The 18870-nt window shown below is 71.5% G+C and carries 19 protein-coding genes; 9 read left to right on the forward strand and 10 right to left on the reverse strand.

Annotated elements, in window-relative coordinates:
* Positions 1-4 precede the first annotated feature (4 nt).
* The 6 genes from RY94_RS07155 to RY94_RS07180 are packed head-to-tail and all read right to left on the reverse strand — an operon-like array spanning position 5 to position 7042.
* Positions 5-1183, reverse strand: coding sequence for a Gfo/Idh/MocA family protein (locus tag RY94_RS07155; RefSeq protein ID WP_052274049.1), 1179 nt, complete (start codon positions 1181-1183; stop codon positions 5-7).
* Positions 1180-2088, reverse strand: coding sequence for a sugar phosphate isomerase/epimerase family protein (locus tag RY94_RS07160; protein ID WP_043443083.1), 909 nt, complete (start codon positions 2086-2088; stop codon positions 1180-1182). The genes RY94_RS07155 and RY94_RS07160 overlap by 4 nt, the downstream gene beginning before the upstream one ends.
* Before the next feature lie 37 nt (positions 2089-2125).
* Positions 2126-3364 (reverse strand): substrate-binding domain-containing protein, encoded by a 1239-nt coding sequence (locus RY94_RS07165; RefSeq protein ID WP_052274050.1) that lies wholly within the window; start codon positions 3362-3364, stop codon positions 2126-2128.
* Entirely contained in the window at positions 3364-4458 is a 1095-nt protein-coding gene (locus RY94_RS07170) for an ABC transporter permease (protein ID WP_043443085.1), read from the reverse strand. The genes RY94_RS07165 and RY94_RS07170 overlap by 1 nt, the downstream gene beginning before the upstream one ends.
* Positions 4455-5528: an ABC transporter permease gene (locus RY94_RS07175; protein ID WP_043443087.1), complete on the reverse strand. Its 1074-nt coding sequence runs from the start codon at positions 5526-5528 to the stop codon at positions 4455-4457. The genes RY94_RS07170 and RY94_RS07175 overlap by 4 nt, the downstream gene beginning before the upstream one ends.
* Positions 5525-7042 carry a sugar ABC transporter ATP-binding protein gene (locus RY94_RS07180; RefSeq protein WP_052274051.1) on the reverse strand — a complete coding sequence of 506 codons (1518 nt, stop codon included), beginning with the start codon at positions 7040-7042 and terminating at the stop codon, positions 5525-5527. The genes RY94_RS07175 and RY94_RS07180 overlap by 4 nt, the downstream gene beginning before the upstream one ends.
* 121 nt (positions 7043-7163) lie before the next feature.
* Here RY94_RS07180 and RY94_RS07185 point away from each other — a divergent pair, with 121 nt between their 5' ends.
* Entirely contained in the window at positions 7164-8366 is a 1203-nt protein-coding gene (locus tag RY94_RS07185) for an ROK family transcriptional regulator (protein ID WP_052274128.1), read from the forward strand.
* 142 nt (positions 8367-8508) lie between these two features.
* Here RY94_RS07185 and RY94_RS07190 read toward each other — a convergent pair whose 3' ends face one another.
* A complete protein-coding gene (locus RY94_RS07190; protein ID WP_043443091.1) occupies positions 8509-9336 on the reverse strand; it encodes a DUF559 domain-containing protein in 828 nt (275 codons plus the stop codon).
* A 335-nt stretch (positions 9337-9671) separates the two neighbouring features.
* Between RY94_RS07190 and pyrE the strand changes: the two genes are divergently transcribed.
* Together pyrE and RY94_RS07200 are read left to right on the forward strand one after the other, a co-directional pair.
* Entirely contained in the window at positions 9672-10244 is a 573-nt protein-coding gene (gene pyrE / locus RY94_RS07195) for an orotate phosphoribosyltransferase (RefSeq protein ID WP_043443093.1), read from the forward strand.
* Between the two features lie 32 nt (positions 10245-10276).
* On the forward strand, positions 10277-11278 hold the full coding sequence (locus tag RY94_RS07200) for a thioesterase domain-containing protein (protein WP_082046116.1): 1002 nt from the start codon (positions 10277-10279) through the stop codon (positions 11276-11278).
* 7 nt (positions 11279-11285) lie between these two features.
* Here the strand turns inward: RY94_RS07200 and RY94_RS07205 are convergent, their stop codons facing one another.
* Complete coding sequence (locus tag RY94_RS07205) at positions 11286-12065, reverse strand: HAD-IIA family hydrolase (protein ID WP_043443097.1); 780 nt, start codon at positions 12063-12065, stop codon at positions 11286-11288.
* 88 nt (positions 12066-12153) lie between these two features.
* Here RY94_RS07205 and RY94_RS07210 point away from each other — a divergent pair, with 88 nt between their 5' ends.
* From RY94_RS07210 to RY94_RS16745, 5 genes are all read left to right on the forward strand, one after another.
* Positions 12154-12822: a TrmH family RNA methyltransferase gene (locus RY94_RS07210; RefSeq protein WP_043443902.1), complete on the forward strand. Its 669-nt coding sequence runs from the start codon at positions 12154-12156 to the stop codon at positions 12820-12822.
* Positions 12823-12926: 104 nt separating this feature from the next.
* Positions 12927-13946, forward strand: coding sequence for a class II fructose-bisphosphate aldolase (gene fbaA / locus RY94_RS07215; protein WP_043443099.1), 1020 nt, complete (start codon positions 12927-12929; stop codon positions 13944-13946).
* Between the two features lie 4 nt (positions 13947-13950).
* Positions 13951-14370, forward strand: coding sequence for a DUF3151 domain-containing protein (locus RY94_RS07220; protein WP_043443101.1), 420 nt, complete (start codon positions 13951-13953; stop codon positions 14368-14370).
* A 195-nt stretch (positions 14371-14565) separates the two neighbouring features.
* A complete protein-coding gene (locus tag RY94_RS07225; protein WP_418909715.1) occupies positions 14566-14775 on the forward strand; it encodes a helix-turn-helix domain-containing protein in 210 nt (69 codons plus the stop codon).
* A gap of 95 nt (positions 14776-14870) precedes the next feature.
* A complete protein-coding gene (locus RY94_RS16745) occupies positions 14871-15812 on the forward strand; it encodes an oxygenase MpaB family protein (protein WP_052274053.1) in 942 nt (313 codons plus the stop codon).
* Positions 15813-15885: 73 nt separating this feature from the next.
* Here the strand turns inward: RY94_RS16745 and RY94_RS07235 are convergent, their stop codons facing one another.
* Positions 15886-16488 (reverse strand): hypothetical protein, encoded by a 603-nt coding sequence (locus RY94_RS07235; protein ID WP_043443102.1) that lies wholly within the window; start codon positions 16486-16488, stop codon positions 15886-15888.
* Positions 16489-16728: 240 nt separating this feature from the next.
* Between RY94_RS07235 and RY94_RS07240 the strand changes: the two genes are divergently transcribed.
* Positions 16729-18015, forward strand: a complete 1287-nt coding sequence (locus RY94_RS07240) for an adenylosuccinate synthase (protein WP_043443104.1) — start codon at positions 16729-16731, stop codon at positions 18013-18015.
* Between the two features lie 73 nt (positions 18016-18088).
* On the opposite strand, the gene RY94_RS07245 is transcribed toward RY94_RS07240, so the two are convergent.
* Complete coding sequence (locus tag RY94_RS07245; RefSeq protein WP_043443108.1) at positions 18089-18862, reverse strand: SurA N-terminal domain-containing protein; 774 nt, start codon at positions 18860-18862, stop codon at positions 18089-18091.
* Positions 18863-18870: the final 8 nt, after the last annotated feature.

Below are 18870 nucleotides of genomic sequence, written 5' to 3' on the forward strand. Positions count from 1 at the left end.
TGGTCTACGGCTGGGCGGGGGCGGCTGAACCGACCTGGACGACGGCGCTCTTGGCCGCCGCGCTCTCCTCGACGGCGGCGAGGACGCGCTGGATCTGCAGTCCGGCCTCGAACGAGGGCTGCGGGGGCTCGCCCGTCCGGATGGAGGTGAGGAAGTCGCGGAGCTGGTGCGTGAACGTGTGCTCCCACCCGATGACGTGGCCCGGGGGCCACCATCCCTCGAGGTAGGGGTGGCCGGGCTCGCCGACCAGGATGCGGCGGAAGCCCTGCTCCGTGACCGGCCCGGAGGCCTCCATGAACCACAGCTCGTTGAGGTTCTCGAGGTCGAAGCGGAGGGACCCGCGCTCGCCGAACACCTCGATGCGCAGCCCGTTCTTCACCCCGGTCGCCATGCGGGAGACCTCGACGGTCGCGACGGCGCCCCCGGAGAGTTCGGCGGTGACCCAGGCGGCGTCGTCGACCGTCACCGTCTCCGGTCCGTCCGGCCCCGGGCGCTGCCCCACGAAGGTCCGCAGCCGTCCGGAGACCTCGGTGACCTCCTGGCCCGTGAGGAACTGCACCTGGTCGAGGGCGTGGGACGCGATGTCGCCGAGGGCGCCGGACCCGGCGGTCTCCCTGCGCAGCCGCCAGGTCATGGGGGATCCGGGGTCCGAGAGCCAGTCCTGCAGGTAGGCGACCCGCAGCTGGCGGATGGCGCCCAGGCGTCCGTCCGCGATGAGGTTCCGCGCGTGGGCGAGGGCGGGCACGCGCCGGTAGTTGAAGCCGACCATGGACTGGATGCCCCGCGCCCTCGCGGCTGCCGCGGCGGCCACCATCTCGGCGCCCTCCGCGATCGTGTTGGCCAGTGGCTTCTCCACGAGGACGTGCTTGCCCGCCTTCAGGGCCTCGATGGCGATCTCGGCGTGCAGGTAGCCCGGCGTGCAGATGTCGACGATGTGGACGTCGTCGCGGTGGATCACCTCGCGCCAGTCGGTGGCCGATCCTTCCCAGCCGTAGCGTGCCGCGGCGTCCGCGGCCTTCTCGGCGTCGCGCCCGACGACGACGCGCCGCGCGATGTCGGGGACGTCGAAGTGGCTGCCGACCGTCCGCCAGGCCGCCGAGTGCGCCTTGCCCATGAAGGCGTAGCCGATCATGGCGACGCCGAGGGGGCCGGGCCGGGCGGGTTCGGGCACGGTGGTGGTCATGGGGTTTCTCCTTGTAGGGGTGGTGCGTCCCGGGGCCGGGAGGGTTCCGCGTGGCGGAGGAAGGTCAGCCCATTCTCCGCCAACCGGTCCTGGGATTCGGCCAGGGGACGCCAGATGGCTGCGGCCGTGGCGATGCTGGCGTTGTGCGCGGTGAAGCTCTCGATGTTCAGCGCCCCCTGGTACCGGACGTCGTCCAGGGCCCGGAACAGCCCGGGCCAGTCGGTCTGGTCGCCGCCGGGCGCGCCGCGGTCGCTGCCGCACACCTGCAGGTGGACGAGGTTGTCGCCGGCCCTCCGGACGGCGTCGGGCGTGGACCGTTCCTCGATGTTGAGGTGGTAGGTGTCCAGGGCCAGCCCGACGCCGTGGCCGAGGAGCGGGCCGAGCGCCTCGATCGCCTGGTCCACCGTGTTGATGAGGGAGGTCTCGTACCGGTTGAGCGGTTCGATCCCCAGGACGACGCCGGCATGGACCGCCGCCTCCGCCACGGGGGCGAGGTTCCGGCGCAGTTCCGCGTAGGCCCGGGCGCGTTCGGTGTCGTCCATGCGCCAGAGCCGGCCGGTCTGCGCGTAGAAGGGCCCGCACACCGCGGGCGCTCCGATGCCGGCCGCGAACCCGACGCACCCGAGGAGGTACTGCTGGGTGCTCCTGATGGTCGCGTCGGGGGCGCCGACGAGGTCACGTCCTGGCGCCATGGCCCCCACCACGTAGGGGCGCAGTCCCGTCTCCGCCAGGACGTCGCGGACCGCGTCCACGGTGAGGTCGCCGACGTTCTCGAGGGGCAGTTCGACGGCGTCGAAGCCCATGGCGGCGATCCGGCGCAGGAGGGGAGGCAGGTCCGCGTCCGTCAGCGGGGACGTCCAGACCCAGGTGTTGACGCCGATCGGGCGGACGTACGTGGTGTCCACGGCCCTGCCTCCTTCCTCCTGTCGGTGCCTCGTGCGGTCAGGGGATCTGGCGCTCCTGCCAGACCTCGGGGTACCCTGGCAGGTCCTCCCCGCCGAACTTGGCGTAGTGGCCGTCCGGCATGCCCTCGTTGGCCGTCAGGAACGCTGCGCGCTCGTTCTCGGTGATGGGCGACTGCGGAAGGACCCACTCCGCCGGGATCTCCTCGCCCTTGAAGATCTTCTCGAGCGCCAGCAGCGGTGTCCGCCACTGGAAGTTCGAGTAGACGGGCGCGAGGGCGTCGATGCCGGTCTCGTCCCATTTGCGCAGGAAGCTCATCTCGTCCTCGCCCGTCATGACGGGCAGGTCGGCCCCGGCGTCCTCGAACGCCTCGATGGCGGCGACGGCGCCGTCGCCCGCGTCCATCCAGACCCCCTGGACGTCGCCCGTGGCCAGTTCGTCGGCGATGATCGACTTGATCTCCACGGGGTCCGCCCCGGTGAAGTAGTCGACGGCCTCGATGCCGTTCTCCTCGAAGATGCGTTCGGCGGCGGCCCAGCGCTGCTCCAGGACGTCCACGCCGGGGAGGATCCGCAGGGCGACCACCTTGTCGCCCTCCCCGAGCCGCTCGCTGAGGAACTCCGCCGTGTCGATGCCCCAGGCGAAGCCGCCGATGGGGTGGATGAAGGTCACGGCGCAGTCGGTCTGCACGCCGCGGTCGAACACGATGACCGGCTTCCCCGTCTCGCAGGCCCGCTCGACGGCGGGCGTCATCGCCGCCGTCGAATTGGGCGAGATGATGAAGGCGTCGCAGTCGCCGTCGGAGATGAAGTAGTCGATGTCCGCGATCTGCGTGTTGTCGTCGTCCTGCGCGTCGCGCGTCTCCATCTCGGAGATGACGCCGGACTCCTGGAGCACCTCCAGCTGCTGGTTCATGGTGATCCAGCCCGTCTGGCGCCACGGGTTCGAGATCGAGGCGTTCGAGAAACACGCCTTCTGGGGCCCCTCGGCAGCGAACGCCGAGGTGTCGGTCATCTCGCCGTCGATGTACTGCAGGTACGGCTGCGCGGGGTTCCCCTCGAAGGTGGCCGAGCGCTGTTCGTCCTGCGTGTCGTACACGGCCTGGTCGAACCACTCCGTGCTGTCCTCGGTGGGCTGCTCGGCCGCCGCGGATTCGCCGGCCGCGGCGCCTTCGGAGGCCGGCGGGTTCTCGATGGATGAATCGGTGGTGCAGGCCGTCAGGGCGAGCAGCGTCGTCGCTGCGATCACCGTGACCTTGCCCAGGATGCTTCCACGCATCATGTTCCTCCCTCAGTGGTGCCCGGTGCGGGCTGTGGTGCTGCTATCGGACGGTGCTGGTCATGGGCCTGCGTGGTGGAGCCGCGCCGCTTGCGCTGCCAGTCCTGGGCGGCCGCGGCGACGGCGACGATGATGATGACGCCCTGCACGCTGTCACGCCACGTGGACTGGACGCCGAGGAAGTTCAGGAGGGTGAAGAGCAGCTCGAGGGCGAAGGCCCCCGCGGCGGCGGACAGCACCCAGCCGCGGCCCCCTCCGAGGACCACCCCGCCGAGGACGACGGCGGTGATGGCGGTGAACTCGTAGCCCTGGCCCACGGAGGGATGCACTCCGGCGTAGCCGACCAGGATCACGCCGGCCACGGTGGCCGCGAGTGAGGACAGCATGAAGGCGCGGGTGCGGATCCACCAGACCGGAGCCCCGGTCAGGGCGGCGGCCTGCGCGTTGTCGCCGACGGCGATCAGGGTGCGCCCGTAGGGCCTGCGCATGAGCCAGAAGGCACCGGCCGCGATGACCGCGAGGATGAGGACGGGGTACGGGATCACCTCGAGGACGGGGACGTCCTGGATGCCGCCGCGGCCGATCTGGCGGAAGCTGTCGGCGGGGTTCCCCGTGGCCGCCCCGCCCGTCCAATACAGGACGAGGCCGAGCAGGGCGAGCATCATCCCGAGGGTCGCGATGAAGCTCGGGACCTTCAGGAGGGTGGTCACGAGGCCGTTGACGAGTCCCACGAACGCGCCGAACACGACCATGAGGGCCAGGACCGGCAGGGTGAGGGACTCGTCCTGGCCGACGAGGTTGCCGGCGATGATGACCTGCGCCGTGACCACCGACCCCATGGACAGGTCGAACTCGCCGGACACGATGACGAAGTACTGGCCGATGGCGGCGATGGCGATGGGGGCGGTCCGGCCGATGAACCGGATCAGGGATCCCGGCTCGCCGAAGGAGGGGTTCGCCGCCAGGACGGCGGCCAGGAGGACGGCGACGAGGACGAAGATCGCGCCGCTCGGCGTGCGGAGGGCCCGGACCAGGCGTTCTCCCCGCGGGGACCGGTCCTGTTCGAGGACGGCGCGGCCGCCGGCCGCGCTCATGCGGACACCCCGTCCCGTGCCCCGCGGCCCGCGCCGTCGGCGGGTCCGTCGTCGTGCCGTGACGCCGCCGCGCCCGGGGGAGACCCCTCGCCGTGCGGGACGGCGCCGCGCCCGAACCGGGCCTGGCGGTGCATGACCGTCCGCCGCGCGTAGACGGCCACCGCCACCACGATCACGACACCGCGGACGACGTCCTTGAGGAAGGGGTTGACCTGCAGCACGCTCATGATGTTGTCCAGCATGGCGAAGATCAGGACGCCGCCGAGGGTCCCCACGAGGGATCCCTTGCCGCCGGCGAGGAGGGTGCCGCCGAGCACGACGGCGGCGATCGACAGCAGGTCGTAACCGCCCTGCGAGCCGATGGTCGGGCTGCCCACGCCGAGCCGGGCGGCCAGCAGCAGGCCCGCCAGGCCGGCCAGCAGGGAGCAGATCACATGGGCGGCGACGACCGGCGTCGCGGTCCTGATGCCGGACATCCTCGCGACGGAGGCGTCGCCGCCCACGGCGTACATCGCGTGCCCGAGGCGCGTGGTGTTCAGCATGAGCAGGACGACGGCCGCGCACGCCAGCATGATGAGGGTGGAGACCGGGACGGGCCCGATCCCCGTGGCGCCGATGAGGCGGAAGGCGAGCGGTGCCTGGCCCGAGCTGCCCTGGTAGTTGGACCCGAGGTAGCCGCTGATGATCAGGCCCATCCCGAGGGTGGCGATGAAGCCGTGGACCTTCAGCCCGGCCACCACCGCACCGTTGGCCAGACCGATGAGCCCGGAGACGAGCAGCGCGGCGAGCACCGCGGGGAGGATGTTCCCCGGCTGGTTCGCCATGATGCCGGCCCCGACCAGGCTCGAGAGGCTGATGACGTACGGCACGGAGAGGTCCAGGCTGCCGACGAGGATCACGAGGGTCTGCCCGATGGCGATGAAACCGAGGATGCTCGTCCCGGTGAGGATGTCGGAGATGTTGCCGGGACTGAAGAAGCTCCGGCCCGTCGAGCCGACGAGGATGGTGCCCGCGATGACCGTCAGCAGGGCCACGAGGTAGACGATGTGCGTGGAGGTCAGGCGGTTCACGACTCCACCCCCCGGGCTCCCGTCGCGAGGTGGAGGACCTGCTCCTCGGAGGCGCCCGCCGAAACCTCTCCGGCGACGCGGCCGTCCCGCATGACGATCACCCGGTCCGACATGCCGAGCACCTCGGGCAGCTCACTCGAGACCATGAGGATGGCCTTGCCTTCCCGCGCCAGGCGGCGCATCAGGGTGTAGACGGCGACCTTCGCGCCGACGTCGATGCCGCGGGTCGGCTCGTCGAGCAGCACGACCTGCGGGTCGATCGCGAGCCACTTGGCGAGGACCACCTTCTGCTGGTTCCCGCCCGAGAGGTACTGCACCTCCTGGTCGAGGTCCCGCGCGATGACCTCCAGGGACGAGAAGACGCCGGGCGCCTCGCGACGTGCCGCCCCCGTGCGGCGCGGATAGACGGACCGCACGACGCTCAGCGCGTTGTCGATGATCGACTGGTTCAGGCTGAGGCCCTCGGCCTTGCGGTCCTCGGTGATCAGGGCCACGCGGTGCCGGATGGCCTCCCGGGGCGAGGCCGGCCGGTGGTCGCGTCCCCCGAGGCCCACGGTCCCGCGGGTGAAGGGCGCCGCGCCGAAGACCGCGTGGACGAGCTCGGAGCGCCCCGACCCCTGGAGGCCGGCGACCCCGACGATCTCGCCGGCCCGCAGCGTGAGGTGGACGTCGTCGAGCTGGTCGTTGCCGGCGCCCCGGACCTCGAGGAGGGGGTCGCCGACGGCGGTGCCCGGCAGGGGGTCGGGGAAGAACGCGGAGATGGGCCTGCCGACCATGGCCCGCACGAGGGAGGCGTCATCCAGGTCCGCGGCGGGCGACGACGTCACGACGCGTCCGTCCTTGAGCACGGTGATGGTGTCGCAGAGGTCGAAGACCTCCTTCAGGCGGTGGGAGACGTAGAGGATCGCCGTCCCGCGCTTCCGGAGCCGGTCGATGATCCCGTAGAGCAGCTCGACCTCGGGGCCGGCGAGCGCGGCCGTCGGCTCGTCCATCGAGATGATCCGGGCGTCGTAGCTGATGGCCTTGGCGATCTCGACGATCTGCTGCTGGGCCACCGAGAGCGAACTGATCACGTCGCCGGGCCGGATGCTGGTGATGCCGAGTTGTCCGAGCAGTTCCGCGGTGTCCCGGGCCATGGCCCGGCGGTCCACGAGGAGCCCTTTCCTCGGCTCCCGCCCCAGGTAGATGTTCTGCGCCACGGTGCGCTCGGGCAGCAGGTTGAACTCCTGGAAGACGGTGGAGAGCCCCGCGCGGCGGGCCTGCAGCGGATGGGTGAACGTGACGGGCCGCCCGTCGATCTCCACGGTCCCGGCGTCGCGTACGTGCACGCCCGCGAGGAGTTTCATCAGGGTGGACTTGCCGGCCCCGTTCTCGCCGACGAGTCCGTGGACCTCGCCGGGGAAGAGCGTCAGTGACGCGTCCTGCAGGACCGGCACTCCGAAGAAGCTCTTCGAGAGTCCGGTGACGTGCAGGATCGGAGCCGGTTCCCTGCTGCTGCTGACGTCCTCGTCCACGCGCCCACTGTGACATGGCCCACCCACTTCTGTCGAGGGTCAGGCAAAAGCCGAACGCAGTTACAGGCAAAGACGCTCGTGCTTTACTGGAAGTGTGTCCTTCCCGCAGCCGGCACCGGCACTGACGAGCCACGGCGGTCCGCGCCCGCGGACGCCCCTCCCGCCGTCGGGCGCCAGTGAGATCTTCCAGGTCCTGCGCGACGGTCGGCCCCGCACGCGCGCGGAGCTCGCCCAGATCACGGGCCTCGCCCGCTCCACCGTGGCTGCCCGGGTGGACATCCTCATGGGACTCGGCCTCGTGTCACCCCTCGGCGGCGCCGCCTCCACCGGGGGCAGGCCGCCGTCGCTGTTCGCGCTCAACCCCTCGGCGCGCGTGGTGATCGGCGCGGACCTCGGGGCCACCCACGCCGTCGTCATCCTGACGGACCTGGCCGGCGAGGAGCTCGCGCGGGAACGGCAGGACATCAGCATCGCGGACGGGCCCGACGCCGTCCTCGGCTGGCTCGTCTCGGCGATCGGCCGGCTCCTGCGGTCGGCGGGCCGCGGCGCGGGGGACCTCGCCGCCATCGGCATCGGCCTGCCCGGGCCGGTGGAGCACGACACCGGACGCCCGATCAACCCCCCGATCATGCCGGGCTGGGACAGGTTCGACGTGCCGGGGCTGGTCCGGGCGAGCTTCGACGTCCCCGTCCTCGTGGACAACGACGTCAACATCATGGCGCTGGGCGAACAGAGCAGCAACTGGCCGGACGTGGGTGACCTCATGTTCATCAAGGTGGCGACCGGCATCGGCGCCGGCATCATCTCGGGCGGCGTGCTGCAGCGCGGGGCGCAGGGCACGGCGGGCGATCTGGGGCATGTCCGGGTCGCCGCCGGGGGAGACACCCCGTGCCGGTGCGGGAACACCGGGTGCCTCGAGGCCGTGGCCAGCGGTCCCGCGCTCGCGGCCGCGCTCGGCGGACCCGCGCGGACGGACCTCGCCGGCAGCCAGGACGTGATCGACCTGGTGCGGTCCGGGGATGCCACGGCACTCCAGGCCATCCGGCAGGCGGGCCGGGACATCGGTGACGTGGTGGCGATGTGCGTGAACCTCATCAACCCCTCGGTCGTCGTGATCGGCGGTTCCCTCGCCCAGGCCGGCGAACACCTGCTCGCCGGGATCCGCGAGGTCGTGTACACGCGGTCACTGCCACTGGCCACCGAGCACCTGCGCATCGCCCCGTCGGTGTCCGGCCAGAGCGCGGGTGTGGCGGGCGCGGCGGTCCTGGCCATCTCCCATGTGCTCTCCCCGGAGGCGATCGACGCGGCGAGTGCGGGCGGGTGACCGGCGGCGGGCCGTACCGGGCGCGGGGGCTCTGCCCGGCTGAGGGGCGTGTCGGGTCGCAACACGCCGCCTGAGAGGGCCTGACGCGGGCCGAAGACCCCGGAGGGGGAGCATGGCCGGGCGCGGTATGCGCCGGAACACGTCACCGGATCGGACGCCCGCCCAGCACCGCGAGGACCTGGGCTAGCACGTCCTGGCGGTGGAACATGATGTCCTCGTAGCCGTACCGGAGCACCAGGTAGCCTCCGACGACGGTCATGTTGTCGCGGCCCCGGTCCCGTCGGCGGGCCGCCCGGTCCGAGTGGTACGCATCGCCGTCGACCTCCACCACGAGGAAGCCCTCCAGGAGGAAATCCACGCGGCCCACGCCGTCGAGCTGGACCTGCGTCTCGACGCCGAGCCCCGCCGCCAGGAAGAGGACGCGCGCCACCACCTCGAGAGCCGACTCGCCCGTCCCGGTGACGAGGTCCAGTGCGGCGCGCGCCGGTCCGTTGCGGTTGCCGCGGAGGCGCTCGAGCAGGAAGGCCCGCGTGGTGTCTCCGCGCCGCAGGGAGCTCTCGACCATCACGGCCGCGTCGATCGCCGGAAGGCAGTGCAGGGCATGGAGCAGGGCGTCGACCCTGCCGACCAGCGGCAGGTGCGGGTGCGCCGGCACCGACAGCGGCCGGTGGTGGTTCGTGTGGCGCTCGTCCTCGCGGGCGTGCGAGGCCAGGTGCAGGGTGGCGGGTGGATGCAGGAGCCAGAGCCCGTAGTGCCGTGCCGCCGAGGCGCAGGTGAGCCGGGCGCCGTGGAGCACGGCGGCGACGATGTCCTCCGGTGCGTCGGGCAGGGCGACGACTCCACGGCATGGCCTGACGGCGGCCCCTGACCGGACCAGGGCCGCGACCTGCCGGCGGGTGACGCCCTGCTGGAGCAGCCGGCCGGTCCTGGTGACCGACCCCGCGCGGCGCAGGGCGACGATGGCATCCATGGGACGAGTCCATACGAGGAGTGGCCGCGGCGGGCCGCCGGGTTCCGGTACGTGGACAACCTCCTCCGGGAGCGGCCGGGCACAGGGCGTACCTGGTCCGGGAGCGGCCGGGCACAGGGCCGTACCGGTTCCGGGGGGATCGGGCGTCGGAAGGGGGTGTCCTGGCGCGACACGCCGTCTGCGGCAGCCCGGATCGGCTCGAAGACCCCGGAAGGGGACCGTGGCCGGGCACCGCAGCGCCGCCGACCCCAGCCCATGGCGCCGGGGCCGGCTCGACGTACGGCGGGGGCGGGGCGCAGCGCCTGAGGGCCCCCCGCCCTCGATGGACTGGGCCCATGACCGCCGAGACCGCGCAGACCGCCGACCGCTCCCGCCTCCTGGAGCTCATCAGGGAACTCGCCGTGGTCCACGAGCGCGTCACGCTCTCGAGCGGGGTCGAGGCCGACTACTACATCGACCTCCGCCGCATCACGCTGCACCACGAGGCCTCCGGGCTCGTGGGCCGCGTCATGCTGCAACTGCTCGACGACGCCGGTATCGCGTTCGAGGCCGCCGGCGGCCTGACGATGGGCGCCGATCCGGTGGGCACCGCCGTGATGCACGCCGCCGCCCGGGCGGGCCGTCCCATCGACGCCTTCGTGGTCCGCAAGACCCAGAAGACCCACGGCATGGCCCGCCAGGTGGAGGGGCCCGACGTGTCCGGACGCCCCGTCGTCGTGCTCGAGGACACCTCGACCACCGGCGGATCCGCGCTCACCGCCGTCGAGGGTGTGCGCCGCGCAGGCGGTGACGTGCGCGCCGTCGCCGTGATCGTGGACCGCGACACCGGGTCGAAGGAGCGCATCGAGTCCGAGGCCGGGGTGCCCTACCTCTTCGCCTTCGGCAAGGACGAGCTGGGCCTCGCCTGACCGGGACGCCCGCGCCCGATCCGGAGATCCACGTGCAGGACGACGACGGCAGGGCGCTGCGGCAGGCGCGTGACTTCCGCGAGTCCTCGCGCCGTTCCTTCCTGATCGGCTCCGCCGCGGCCGCCGTGGTGGCGGCCGACCTCGTCACCACGCGCGTCATCCAGTCCCAGCGGGACCAGACGCGCATCCTCCCGCTCGACGACGAGGACGCCCGCGCACGGTTCCCCAACGACCGCTGGGTGCTGTTCCCGGGCTACAAGACGAGCTGGGAAGAGGGGCTCTGGATCCTCAACTCGCTGCGCCCTGCCCTGTCCCGGCGGGCGCAGATGGCGGTGATGGGCTACTCCAACCGCGGCCTGGACATCAACAACGTCGTGGCCACCATGAACCGCTACGTGGACAACTTCCGGCTCGAGAAGCTCTACTTCTACGGCCACAGCTTCGGCGGCATGGTGGCGGTGGAGGTCGCGGCACGCCTGCGTGACCGCGGCATCCCGGTGGAGCTCATCCTCCTCGACTCCTCGCCGTCCAGCCGCTACGACGTCCTCGACCAGCGCATGTTCGACGGCGTGGTGCTCCTCTACGAGGCCGGCGTGCGCGTGCCGATCAGCCTGCGCGGCACGTACGAGCTCGGGGAGCGGATCGTCCACAAGAACGAGCGGACGTGGAGCCAGATCGTGGACCAGACGCTCGAGCAGCTCTCGCCGCTCGCGCCCAGCAGCGAGCTCATCCAGACCGAGTCCTCGTACATCTACCACTTCGACGTCTCGCGGTTCCGGCTCTCCCTCGGCGACACGAAGGTGGTCTTCGCGGGCAACCCGAACGACGGCGTCGTGGACTACGTGACGGCCCGCGCCGGCTGGGCGCGCTCGCTGCCGGACAACGTGGTCTCGGTGGACCACCGGACGGAGGGCGCCCTGCCCGCGCACGCCAGTCCGCAGTGGAACCCGGCGATCTACCAGGACGTCGTCTCGGCCGTGCAGCGCGAGTACGTGCCGGTGCTGCGGGGCGGCGGCTGGAAGCGCTTCTTCTGAGCCCGGATCAGACCTGGTCGATCAGCTCCGCCACCGAGCTGCAGATCTGCGCCGGCCGGAAGGGGTAGGCGTCGATGTCCTCCGGCTGGGTGATGCCGCTGAGCACCAGGACCGTGTGCAGTCCCGCCTCCATGCCGGCGATGATGTCGGTGTCCATGCGGTCGCCGATCATCGCCGTCGTCTCGGAGTGGGCGTCGATCCGGTTCATCGCGGAACGGAACATCATCGGGTTGGGCTTGCCCACGATGTACGGGTCGCGGCTCGTCGCAGCCGTGATCATGGCCGCGATGGCGCCCGTCGCGGGCAGCGGGCCCTCCTTCGAGGGGCCGGTCACATCCGGGTTGGTGGCGATGAACCGCGCGCCGTCGAGGATGAGGCGCACGGCCTTGGTGATCGCCTCGAACGAGTAGGTGCGGGTCTCGCCGAGCACCACGTAGTCGGGATTCGTGTCGGTGAGGACGAAGCCGGCCTCGTGCAGCGCCGTCGTCAGCCCCGCCTCGCCGATCACGTAGGCCCGCCCGCCCGGCAGCTGGTCCCGCAGGAACTGCGCCGTGGCCAGCGCCGACGTCCACAGGTTCTCCTCCGGGATCTCGAGCCCTGACGCCTTGAGGCGTGCGGCGAGGTCGCGCGGCGTGTAGATCGAGTTGTTCGTCAGGACGAGGAACCGCTTCGAGGTGGCCACCCACCGTTCGAGCAGCTCGGCCGCACCGGGGATGGCCTGGTTCTCGTGCACCAGGACTCCGTCCATGTCCGTGAGCCAGCACTCGATATGTTCGTTCTCGCGCATGGGGCTTCCTTTCCAGGGGGTACAGGGGAGCTGCCGCTGCCAGTCTCCCACCTTTGGTGCCGTCTACGCTTGAACGGTGAATGAACCCCTGCCGGAGACACCCGACCCCGTCGATGCGATCGACGACCCCGCCCACGGGACACCCGCCCCGACCGTCGGCGTGGGCCCGTGGGAGGGTGAGGCGCCCGACGGCGAGCACTGGGACCGTGACCTGCTGGCCGCCGGCGACACCCGCAACGTCGTCGACGCCTACCGGTACTGGACGCACGAGGCGATCGTGGCGGACCTCGACGAGCGGCGGCACGGCTTCCACGTGGCCATCGAGAACTGGCAGCACGACCTCAACATCGGCTCCGTGGTGCGGACGGCCAACGCCTTCCTCGCCCGGGAGGTCCACATCATCGGACGACGCCGGTGGAACCGGCGCGGCGCGATGGTCACCGACCGCTACCAGCACATCCGCCACCACCCCACCGTGGCGGACTTCACCGCCTGGGCGGCGTCCGAGGGGCTGGCCGTGATCGGGATCGACAACTTCCCGGACTCCGTGCCCCTGGAGACCTACGACCTCCCGGAGAAGTGCGTGCTCGTGTTCGGGCAGGAGGGGCCCGGCCTCACCCCGGAGGTCCACGAGGCGGCGGAGGCCACCCTCTCGATCGCGCAGTTCGGGTCCACGCGCTCCATCAACGCGTCCGCGGCCGCCGCGATCGCCATGCACGGCTGGGTGCGCCGGCACGTGTTCGGCCAGCCCGTCTGACCCTCCCCGTCATCCCCGCCGTCATCCCGCCCGCACCCCTGCGCCCGGCAGGTCCGCTCGCTAGGATGAAGCGAAGCACTCACCACCACGAAGGAGTCCTCAGCATGCCTATAGCAACCCCTGATGTTTACGCCGAGATGATCGACCGCGCGAAGTCGGGCGGCTTCGCGTTCCCGGCCGTGAACGTGACCTCCTCGCAGACCCTCAACGCAGCGATGCGCGGCTTCGCCGAGGCGGGCTCCGACGGCATCGTGCAGGTCTCCACGGGCGGTGCGGCGTACTGGTCCGGCGCGAGCGTCAAGGACATGGTCGCCGGTTCGCTCGGCTTCGCAGCCTTCGCCAAGGAGGTCGCGAAGAACTACGACGTCAACATCGCCCTCCACACCGACCACTGCCCGAAGGACAAGCTCGACGACTTCGTGCTGCCTCTGCTCGCGGCGTCCGAGGAGGCCGTGAAGAACGGCCGCGACCCCGTCTTCAACTCGCACATGTGGGACGGCTCGGCGGAGACCCTCGAGGAGAACCTGCGGATCGCCCGCGAGATCCTCCCCCGCGCGGCAGCCGCGAAGATCATCCTCGAGGTCGAGATCGGCACCGTCGGCGGCGAGGAGGACGGCGTGGAGAACGCCATCAACGACAAGCTCTACACCACGGTCGAGGACGCCCTCGCGACCATCGACGCCCTCGGCGCCGGTGAGCACGGCCGCTACATCACCGCCCTGACCTTCGGGAACGTGCACGGCGTGTACAAGCCCGGCGGCGTGAAGCTGCGCCCGGAGATCCTCAAGGAGATCCAGGACCAGGTGGGACAGAAGCTCGGCAAGGACAAGCCGTTCGACCTCGTCTTCCACGGCGGTTCCGGCTCCTCGGACCAGGAGATCGCCGACGCCGTCTCCTACGGCGTCATCAAGATGAACATCGACACCGACACCCAGTACGCGTTCACGCGCCCGGTCGCGGACCACATGCTCCGCAACTACGACGGCGTCCTGAAGGTCGACGGCGAGGTCGGCAACAAGAAGACCTACGACCCCCGCGTCTGGGGTGCCGCGGCCGAGGCCGGCCTCGCCGCGCGCGTCGTCGAGGCCGCAACCGCCCTCGGCTCCGCCGGCAAGAAGCTCTAGCGCCGTGTCGGACGAGTTCCGCAAGAACCTGCTGGGCCCGGAGCCCACCCTCCTGCCCAAGGAACCCGACGTCGTCGCGCGCCTCGCTGCGGGCGACGAGGCCGTGGACCTCGCCGCCGCGCACCCGACGTCGTCGCTCGTATGGGCCGTCCTCGCGGACGAGGCGTACGCGGAGGGCCGGACCATCGAGTCCTACGCCTACGCGCGCACCGGCTACCACCGCGGCCTCGACGCGCTGCGGCGCAGCGGCTGGCGCGGGGCCGGGCCCATCCCGTACTCGCACGAGCCGAACCGGGGCTTCCTCCGGGCCCTCTTCGCGCTCGGCCGGGCCGCGGCCTCCATCGGCGAGATCGAGGAGGCCGAGCGGATCGCGGCGTTCCTCAGGGAATCGGACCCGGAGGCCAGCGCCCAGCTCGCCGGCTGACCTCCCCGACGGGACGGCGGAGAAGACGGGCCCCGCTGCGGCGGGCCCGTCTTCTGTGCCCTCCGGCCCCCGTACGGCACAGTCCTACCCGGATGCGAAACCGATAAACGAGTAGTGCTGGTCCTTGTGCCGCTGTTGCCAACGCGACCACTGTTAAAAGCTCCACGCAATGTGGTGAGGCGGATGGGAGCAGTGGTGAGCATGGCTACGAACGTGAGTACCAGCGACCTGTACACGGTGGCGGAGGTCGCTGCCATGATGCGGGTATCGAAGATGACCGTCTACCGCCTGGTGCAGGCCGGGACGATCCACAGCATCCGGTTCGGGCGCTCCTACCGGGTGCCGCAGAGCGCAGTGCGCGAGTACATCGCCTCGACGAACTCGGGGTCCGACTACTCCATCTGATCCACCCGCGCCGCGCGGGTCCCGGCAGTGGTACGGTCCTCCGTGGAGGTCCGCACCAGGGCGCCCGACCGCCCGCCCGGGACCTGCCGGACCGGGTGGACGCCGACAGCGACGAGAGCATCGGGGACGCCGGACGGGACGACGGCGCTCCGCGCGGACGGGACAGTATGAGGGGCCTTGCCCGGTTCTTCCCGCCCGCGCCCGCTCCCGGGGCCGCGGGGGACGCCGGTCTCTTCGGACCGGGCTCGACGGCGTGGCGCATCGCGCGTGAGCGCCTGGTCATGGCGGGCGGGCCGGCGGCGCTCCTGCTGCAGGTGGCGCACCCGCTGGTCGGCGAGGGCGTGCGCGCCCACAGCGACTTCACCACCGACCCCCTCCGGCGACTGCGGGGGACGCTCGACGCCGTCCTGACGGTGACGTTCGGGGACCGGGCGCAGGTGCGCGCTGCCGCAGGACATGTGGCACGGAAGCACCGCCCGGTCACGGGGACGCTGGCCCGTTCCAGCGCATCGGTGCCCGCCGGCACCCCGTACAGCGCCACCGATCCCGGGCTCGCGCTCTGGGTGTTCGCGACCCTCGTGTGGACGGCCCTCCAGGTGAGGGACCGCTTCCTGCGCCCGACGACGGCGGAGGAACGCGACGCCTACTACCGGGACATGACACAGCTGGCCCACCTCTTCGGCGTGACGGACGCCGTGCTGCCCGAGGACTACCGCGGCCTCGAACGCTACGTCGCCCGGCAGTTCCGGGAAACGCTCGACGCCGGTCCCGCGGCCCGCCTGATCGCCCGGCAGATCCTCGCACCGGAACCGCCGATCATCCCGGCGCCGCTCCGGCCGCTGCCCTCCATCCTGGCGGCGGGCCTCCTGCCCGCGCGGCTCCGGGAGGCGTACGGACTCCCGTGGCGGCGTCGCGAGAGGGTGGTGTTCGCCGTCCTCCGCCGGACCACCCGGCTCGTGGTGCCCGTGCTCCCCGGGAGCGTACGCTACTGGCCGCACTACCGGATGGCCCGGGACCGGGTGCGCCCGGAGCGCTGACGGTCGGCGTGTCGTCGTGCACGGCTTCGGACGGGACGGGCGCCGGACCGCGTGCACGACGCCGCGCGCCCGGTCACTCCCCGGGGCGGCGGATCGTCGTCGTCACCGTCACCAGCTGCGGGCGGGGCGGCGCCGAGCTGAAGCCGAAACGGACGGGCGGGCTCACGGGGGCCAGTGCGCCGAGGTCCGCACCGCGCCAGATCGCGGTCACGGCCAGGACGGCCCGGGCCGAGGTGACACCGTAGTACTCGGTGCGGCCCTGCCCCGCCGAGCCGGCCGTCGCCACGCCCTTCACGAGCAGCGAGGCCACCGGGTTGATCAGTGCGAGCCACCGCGGGTGCGTGGCCAGGCGCCGCGGGACCAGGCCGAGGAGACGCCCGAGCAGCGTCACGCCGCCGAGCTCGGCGAGGACCTGCAGGTCCCCGGCGTCGACGACGAGCCTGCCGCCCGCGAGGGCCGAGGAGACGGGGGTGAGCACCACGTCGTCGAACGCGTACGTGGCGCCGACGTAGTCCGCGATCCCGGCGGTGGGTGCGAGCAGCGTGCGCCGGCCCGCCGCGTCCTCCATCATGACGTCGGTGAAGGAGCCGAAGGGCGAGGTGTCCCACCGGCCGATCACCAGGCGGGTACCCGAGGCGGTGCCGATGCCGGCGATGTGTCCTTCGAAGCGGTCCATGCCCCCATTGTGCCCGCGGGCGTCCGGCGGCGTCCCGACGCCGCGGGCAGGAGCAGTCGCAACGGAACCGCAACCGTCACGGGTGGAGCTTTTGCGGCGCTCCCCGGGCCCCTCGGCTAAACTCGGACGGTAAGAGCCCCAGTGGCCGCACCCTGCGTGCGACCGGTTGGGGCGTTCTGATGCACGGCGTACTTTCCGCGGTAGCGCGGGAGGGACCCGTACCTGATGGGGGAGGATCCCATGCCAGCAATCGTCATTGTCGGAGCCCAATGGGGCGACGAGGGTAAGGGCAAGGCCACTGACCTGCTGGGCGGCCGGGTCGACTACGTCGTGAAGCCGAACGGCGGCAACAACGCCGGGCACACCGTGGTGGTCAACGGCGAGAAGTACGAGCTGAAGCTCCTTCCCGCCGGCATCCTCAGCCCGAACGCCGTGCCGATCATCGGCAACGGCTGCGTCATCAACCTCGAGGCGCTCTTCGAGGAGATCGACGGCCTCGAGGCCCGCGGCGCGGACACCTCGAAGCTGCGCGTCTCCGCCAACGCCCACCTCGTGGCGCCGTACCACCAGGTCCTCGACAAGGTCACCGAGCGTTTCCTCGGCAAGCGCGCGATCGGCACCACGGGCCGCGGCATCGGCCCGGCCTACATGGACAAGGTGGCCCGCCTGGGCCTCCGCGTCCAGGACGTCTTCGACGAGTCGATCCTCCGCCAGAAGGTCGAGGGCTCCCTCAAGCAGAAGAACGAACTGCTGGTCAAGGTCTACAACCGCCGCGACGTCGAGGTGGAGGAGGTCGTCTCCTACTTCCTCTCCTTCGCCGAACGCCTGCGCCCCCTCGTCATCGACTCCACGTTCGTGCTCAACGAGGCGCTCGACGCCGGCAAGGTGGTCCTCATGGAGGGCGGCCAGGCGACCTTCCTGGACGTCGACCACGGCACCTACCCGTTCGTGACGTCGTCGAACCCCACCGCCGGCGGCGCGTCCGTCGGCTCGGGCATCGGCCCCACGCGCATCTCCCGCTCGATCGGCATCATCAAGGCGTACACCACCCGTGTGGGTGCGGGGCCGTTCCCCACGGAGCTCTTCGACGAGATGGGCACCTACCTGCAGAAGACCGGCGGCGAGTTCGGCGTCAACACGGGCCGGCCGCGCCGGTGCGGCTGGTACGACGCCGTGCTGGCGCGCCACGCGTCGCGCGTCAACGGCTTCACGGACTACTTCGTGACGAAGCTCGACGTCCTCACGGGGATCGAGAGCATCCCGGTGTGCGTCGCGTACGACGTCGACGGCGTCCGGCACGACGAGATGCCCATGACGCAGACCGAATTCCACCACGCCAAGCCGGTCTTCGAGTACTTCGACGGCTGGACCGAGGACATCACGGGCGCCCGGACCATCGAGGACCTGCCCGACAACGCGCAGACCTACGTGCGCGCCCTCGAGAAGCTGTCGGGGACCCGGTTCTCGGCCATCGGCGTCGGCCCGGACCGCGACCAGACCATCGTGGTCAACGACCTCATCAACTGACCGACCGACCACACGGCAGCGGCCCCCTTCGTCCTGCGAAGGGGGCCGCTGCCGTCCGGGGTGCCGGTCCGGGCTACAGGTTGACGGTGATGTCCGCGCCCTCACGCAGCTGCGCGATCAGGGCCTCGGCGGCCGCGGACGTCTTGCCGCCCTTGAGCTGCTCCTCGATCTCGTCGCGCACCTCGTCGAGCGGGGGCAGCGGCGACGCGGTGGCCCCACCGGCCTCCTGCTGGGCCGTCGCGGCGTCGTAGGCCTCCTGGATCTCCTCGTCGGTGGGCGTCGTGTCGCCGGCCTCCTCCTCGAGGAGCGCGTCGAGCTTCACCTGGTCGGAGAGCTGGGAGTCGAACTCGGCGTCGTCGAGCCCCTGCTCGGCGAAGGCGGCGCGCAACTCCTCCTCGGACCCCAGCTGGCTGGTCTCCAGCAGGTTCTCGATCGCCGCGGCCCGGGCTTCGGGCGTGGCCTCGATGCCGCGCTCGTCCGCCTCCTGCCGCAGCAGTTCGGTGCTCACGAGGTTGTCCGCGACGGTCGTCTTCAGGAGGTCCTGGTCCACCTCCTGGCCGCCGGCCTGCGCCTGGGCGGCCGCCTGCGGGAACTGGCCCTCGTAGGCCGTGGTGAACTCGTCCTTCTCGATCTCGGTGCCGTTGACGACGGCGACGACGTCGGGGAGGCCCTCGAGGTCCGGCTCCGGCTGGGCGGCGGCCGACTCGTCCGGTGCGGGCGCCGAGCTCGATGCGGCCGCGCCCTCCGGCTCGTCACCCGCGGCACCACACCCGCCGAGGACCGCGATGGAGCCGACGAACACGGCTGCGATGAGGCGCCGGCCCAGGATTGTTCCCTTGATGGTCATGCTGAGCC

The organism is Arthrobacter sp. L77 (genome assembly GCF_000816565.1).
Taxonomy (GTDB): domain Bacteria; phylum Actinomycetota; class Actinomycetes; order Actinomycetales; family Micrococcaceae; genus Arthrobacter_D; species Arthrobacter_D antioxidans.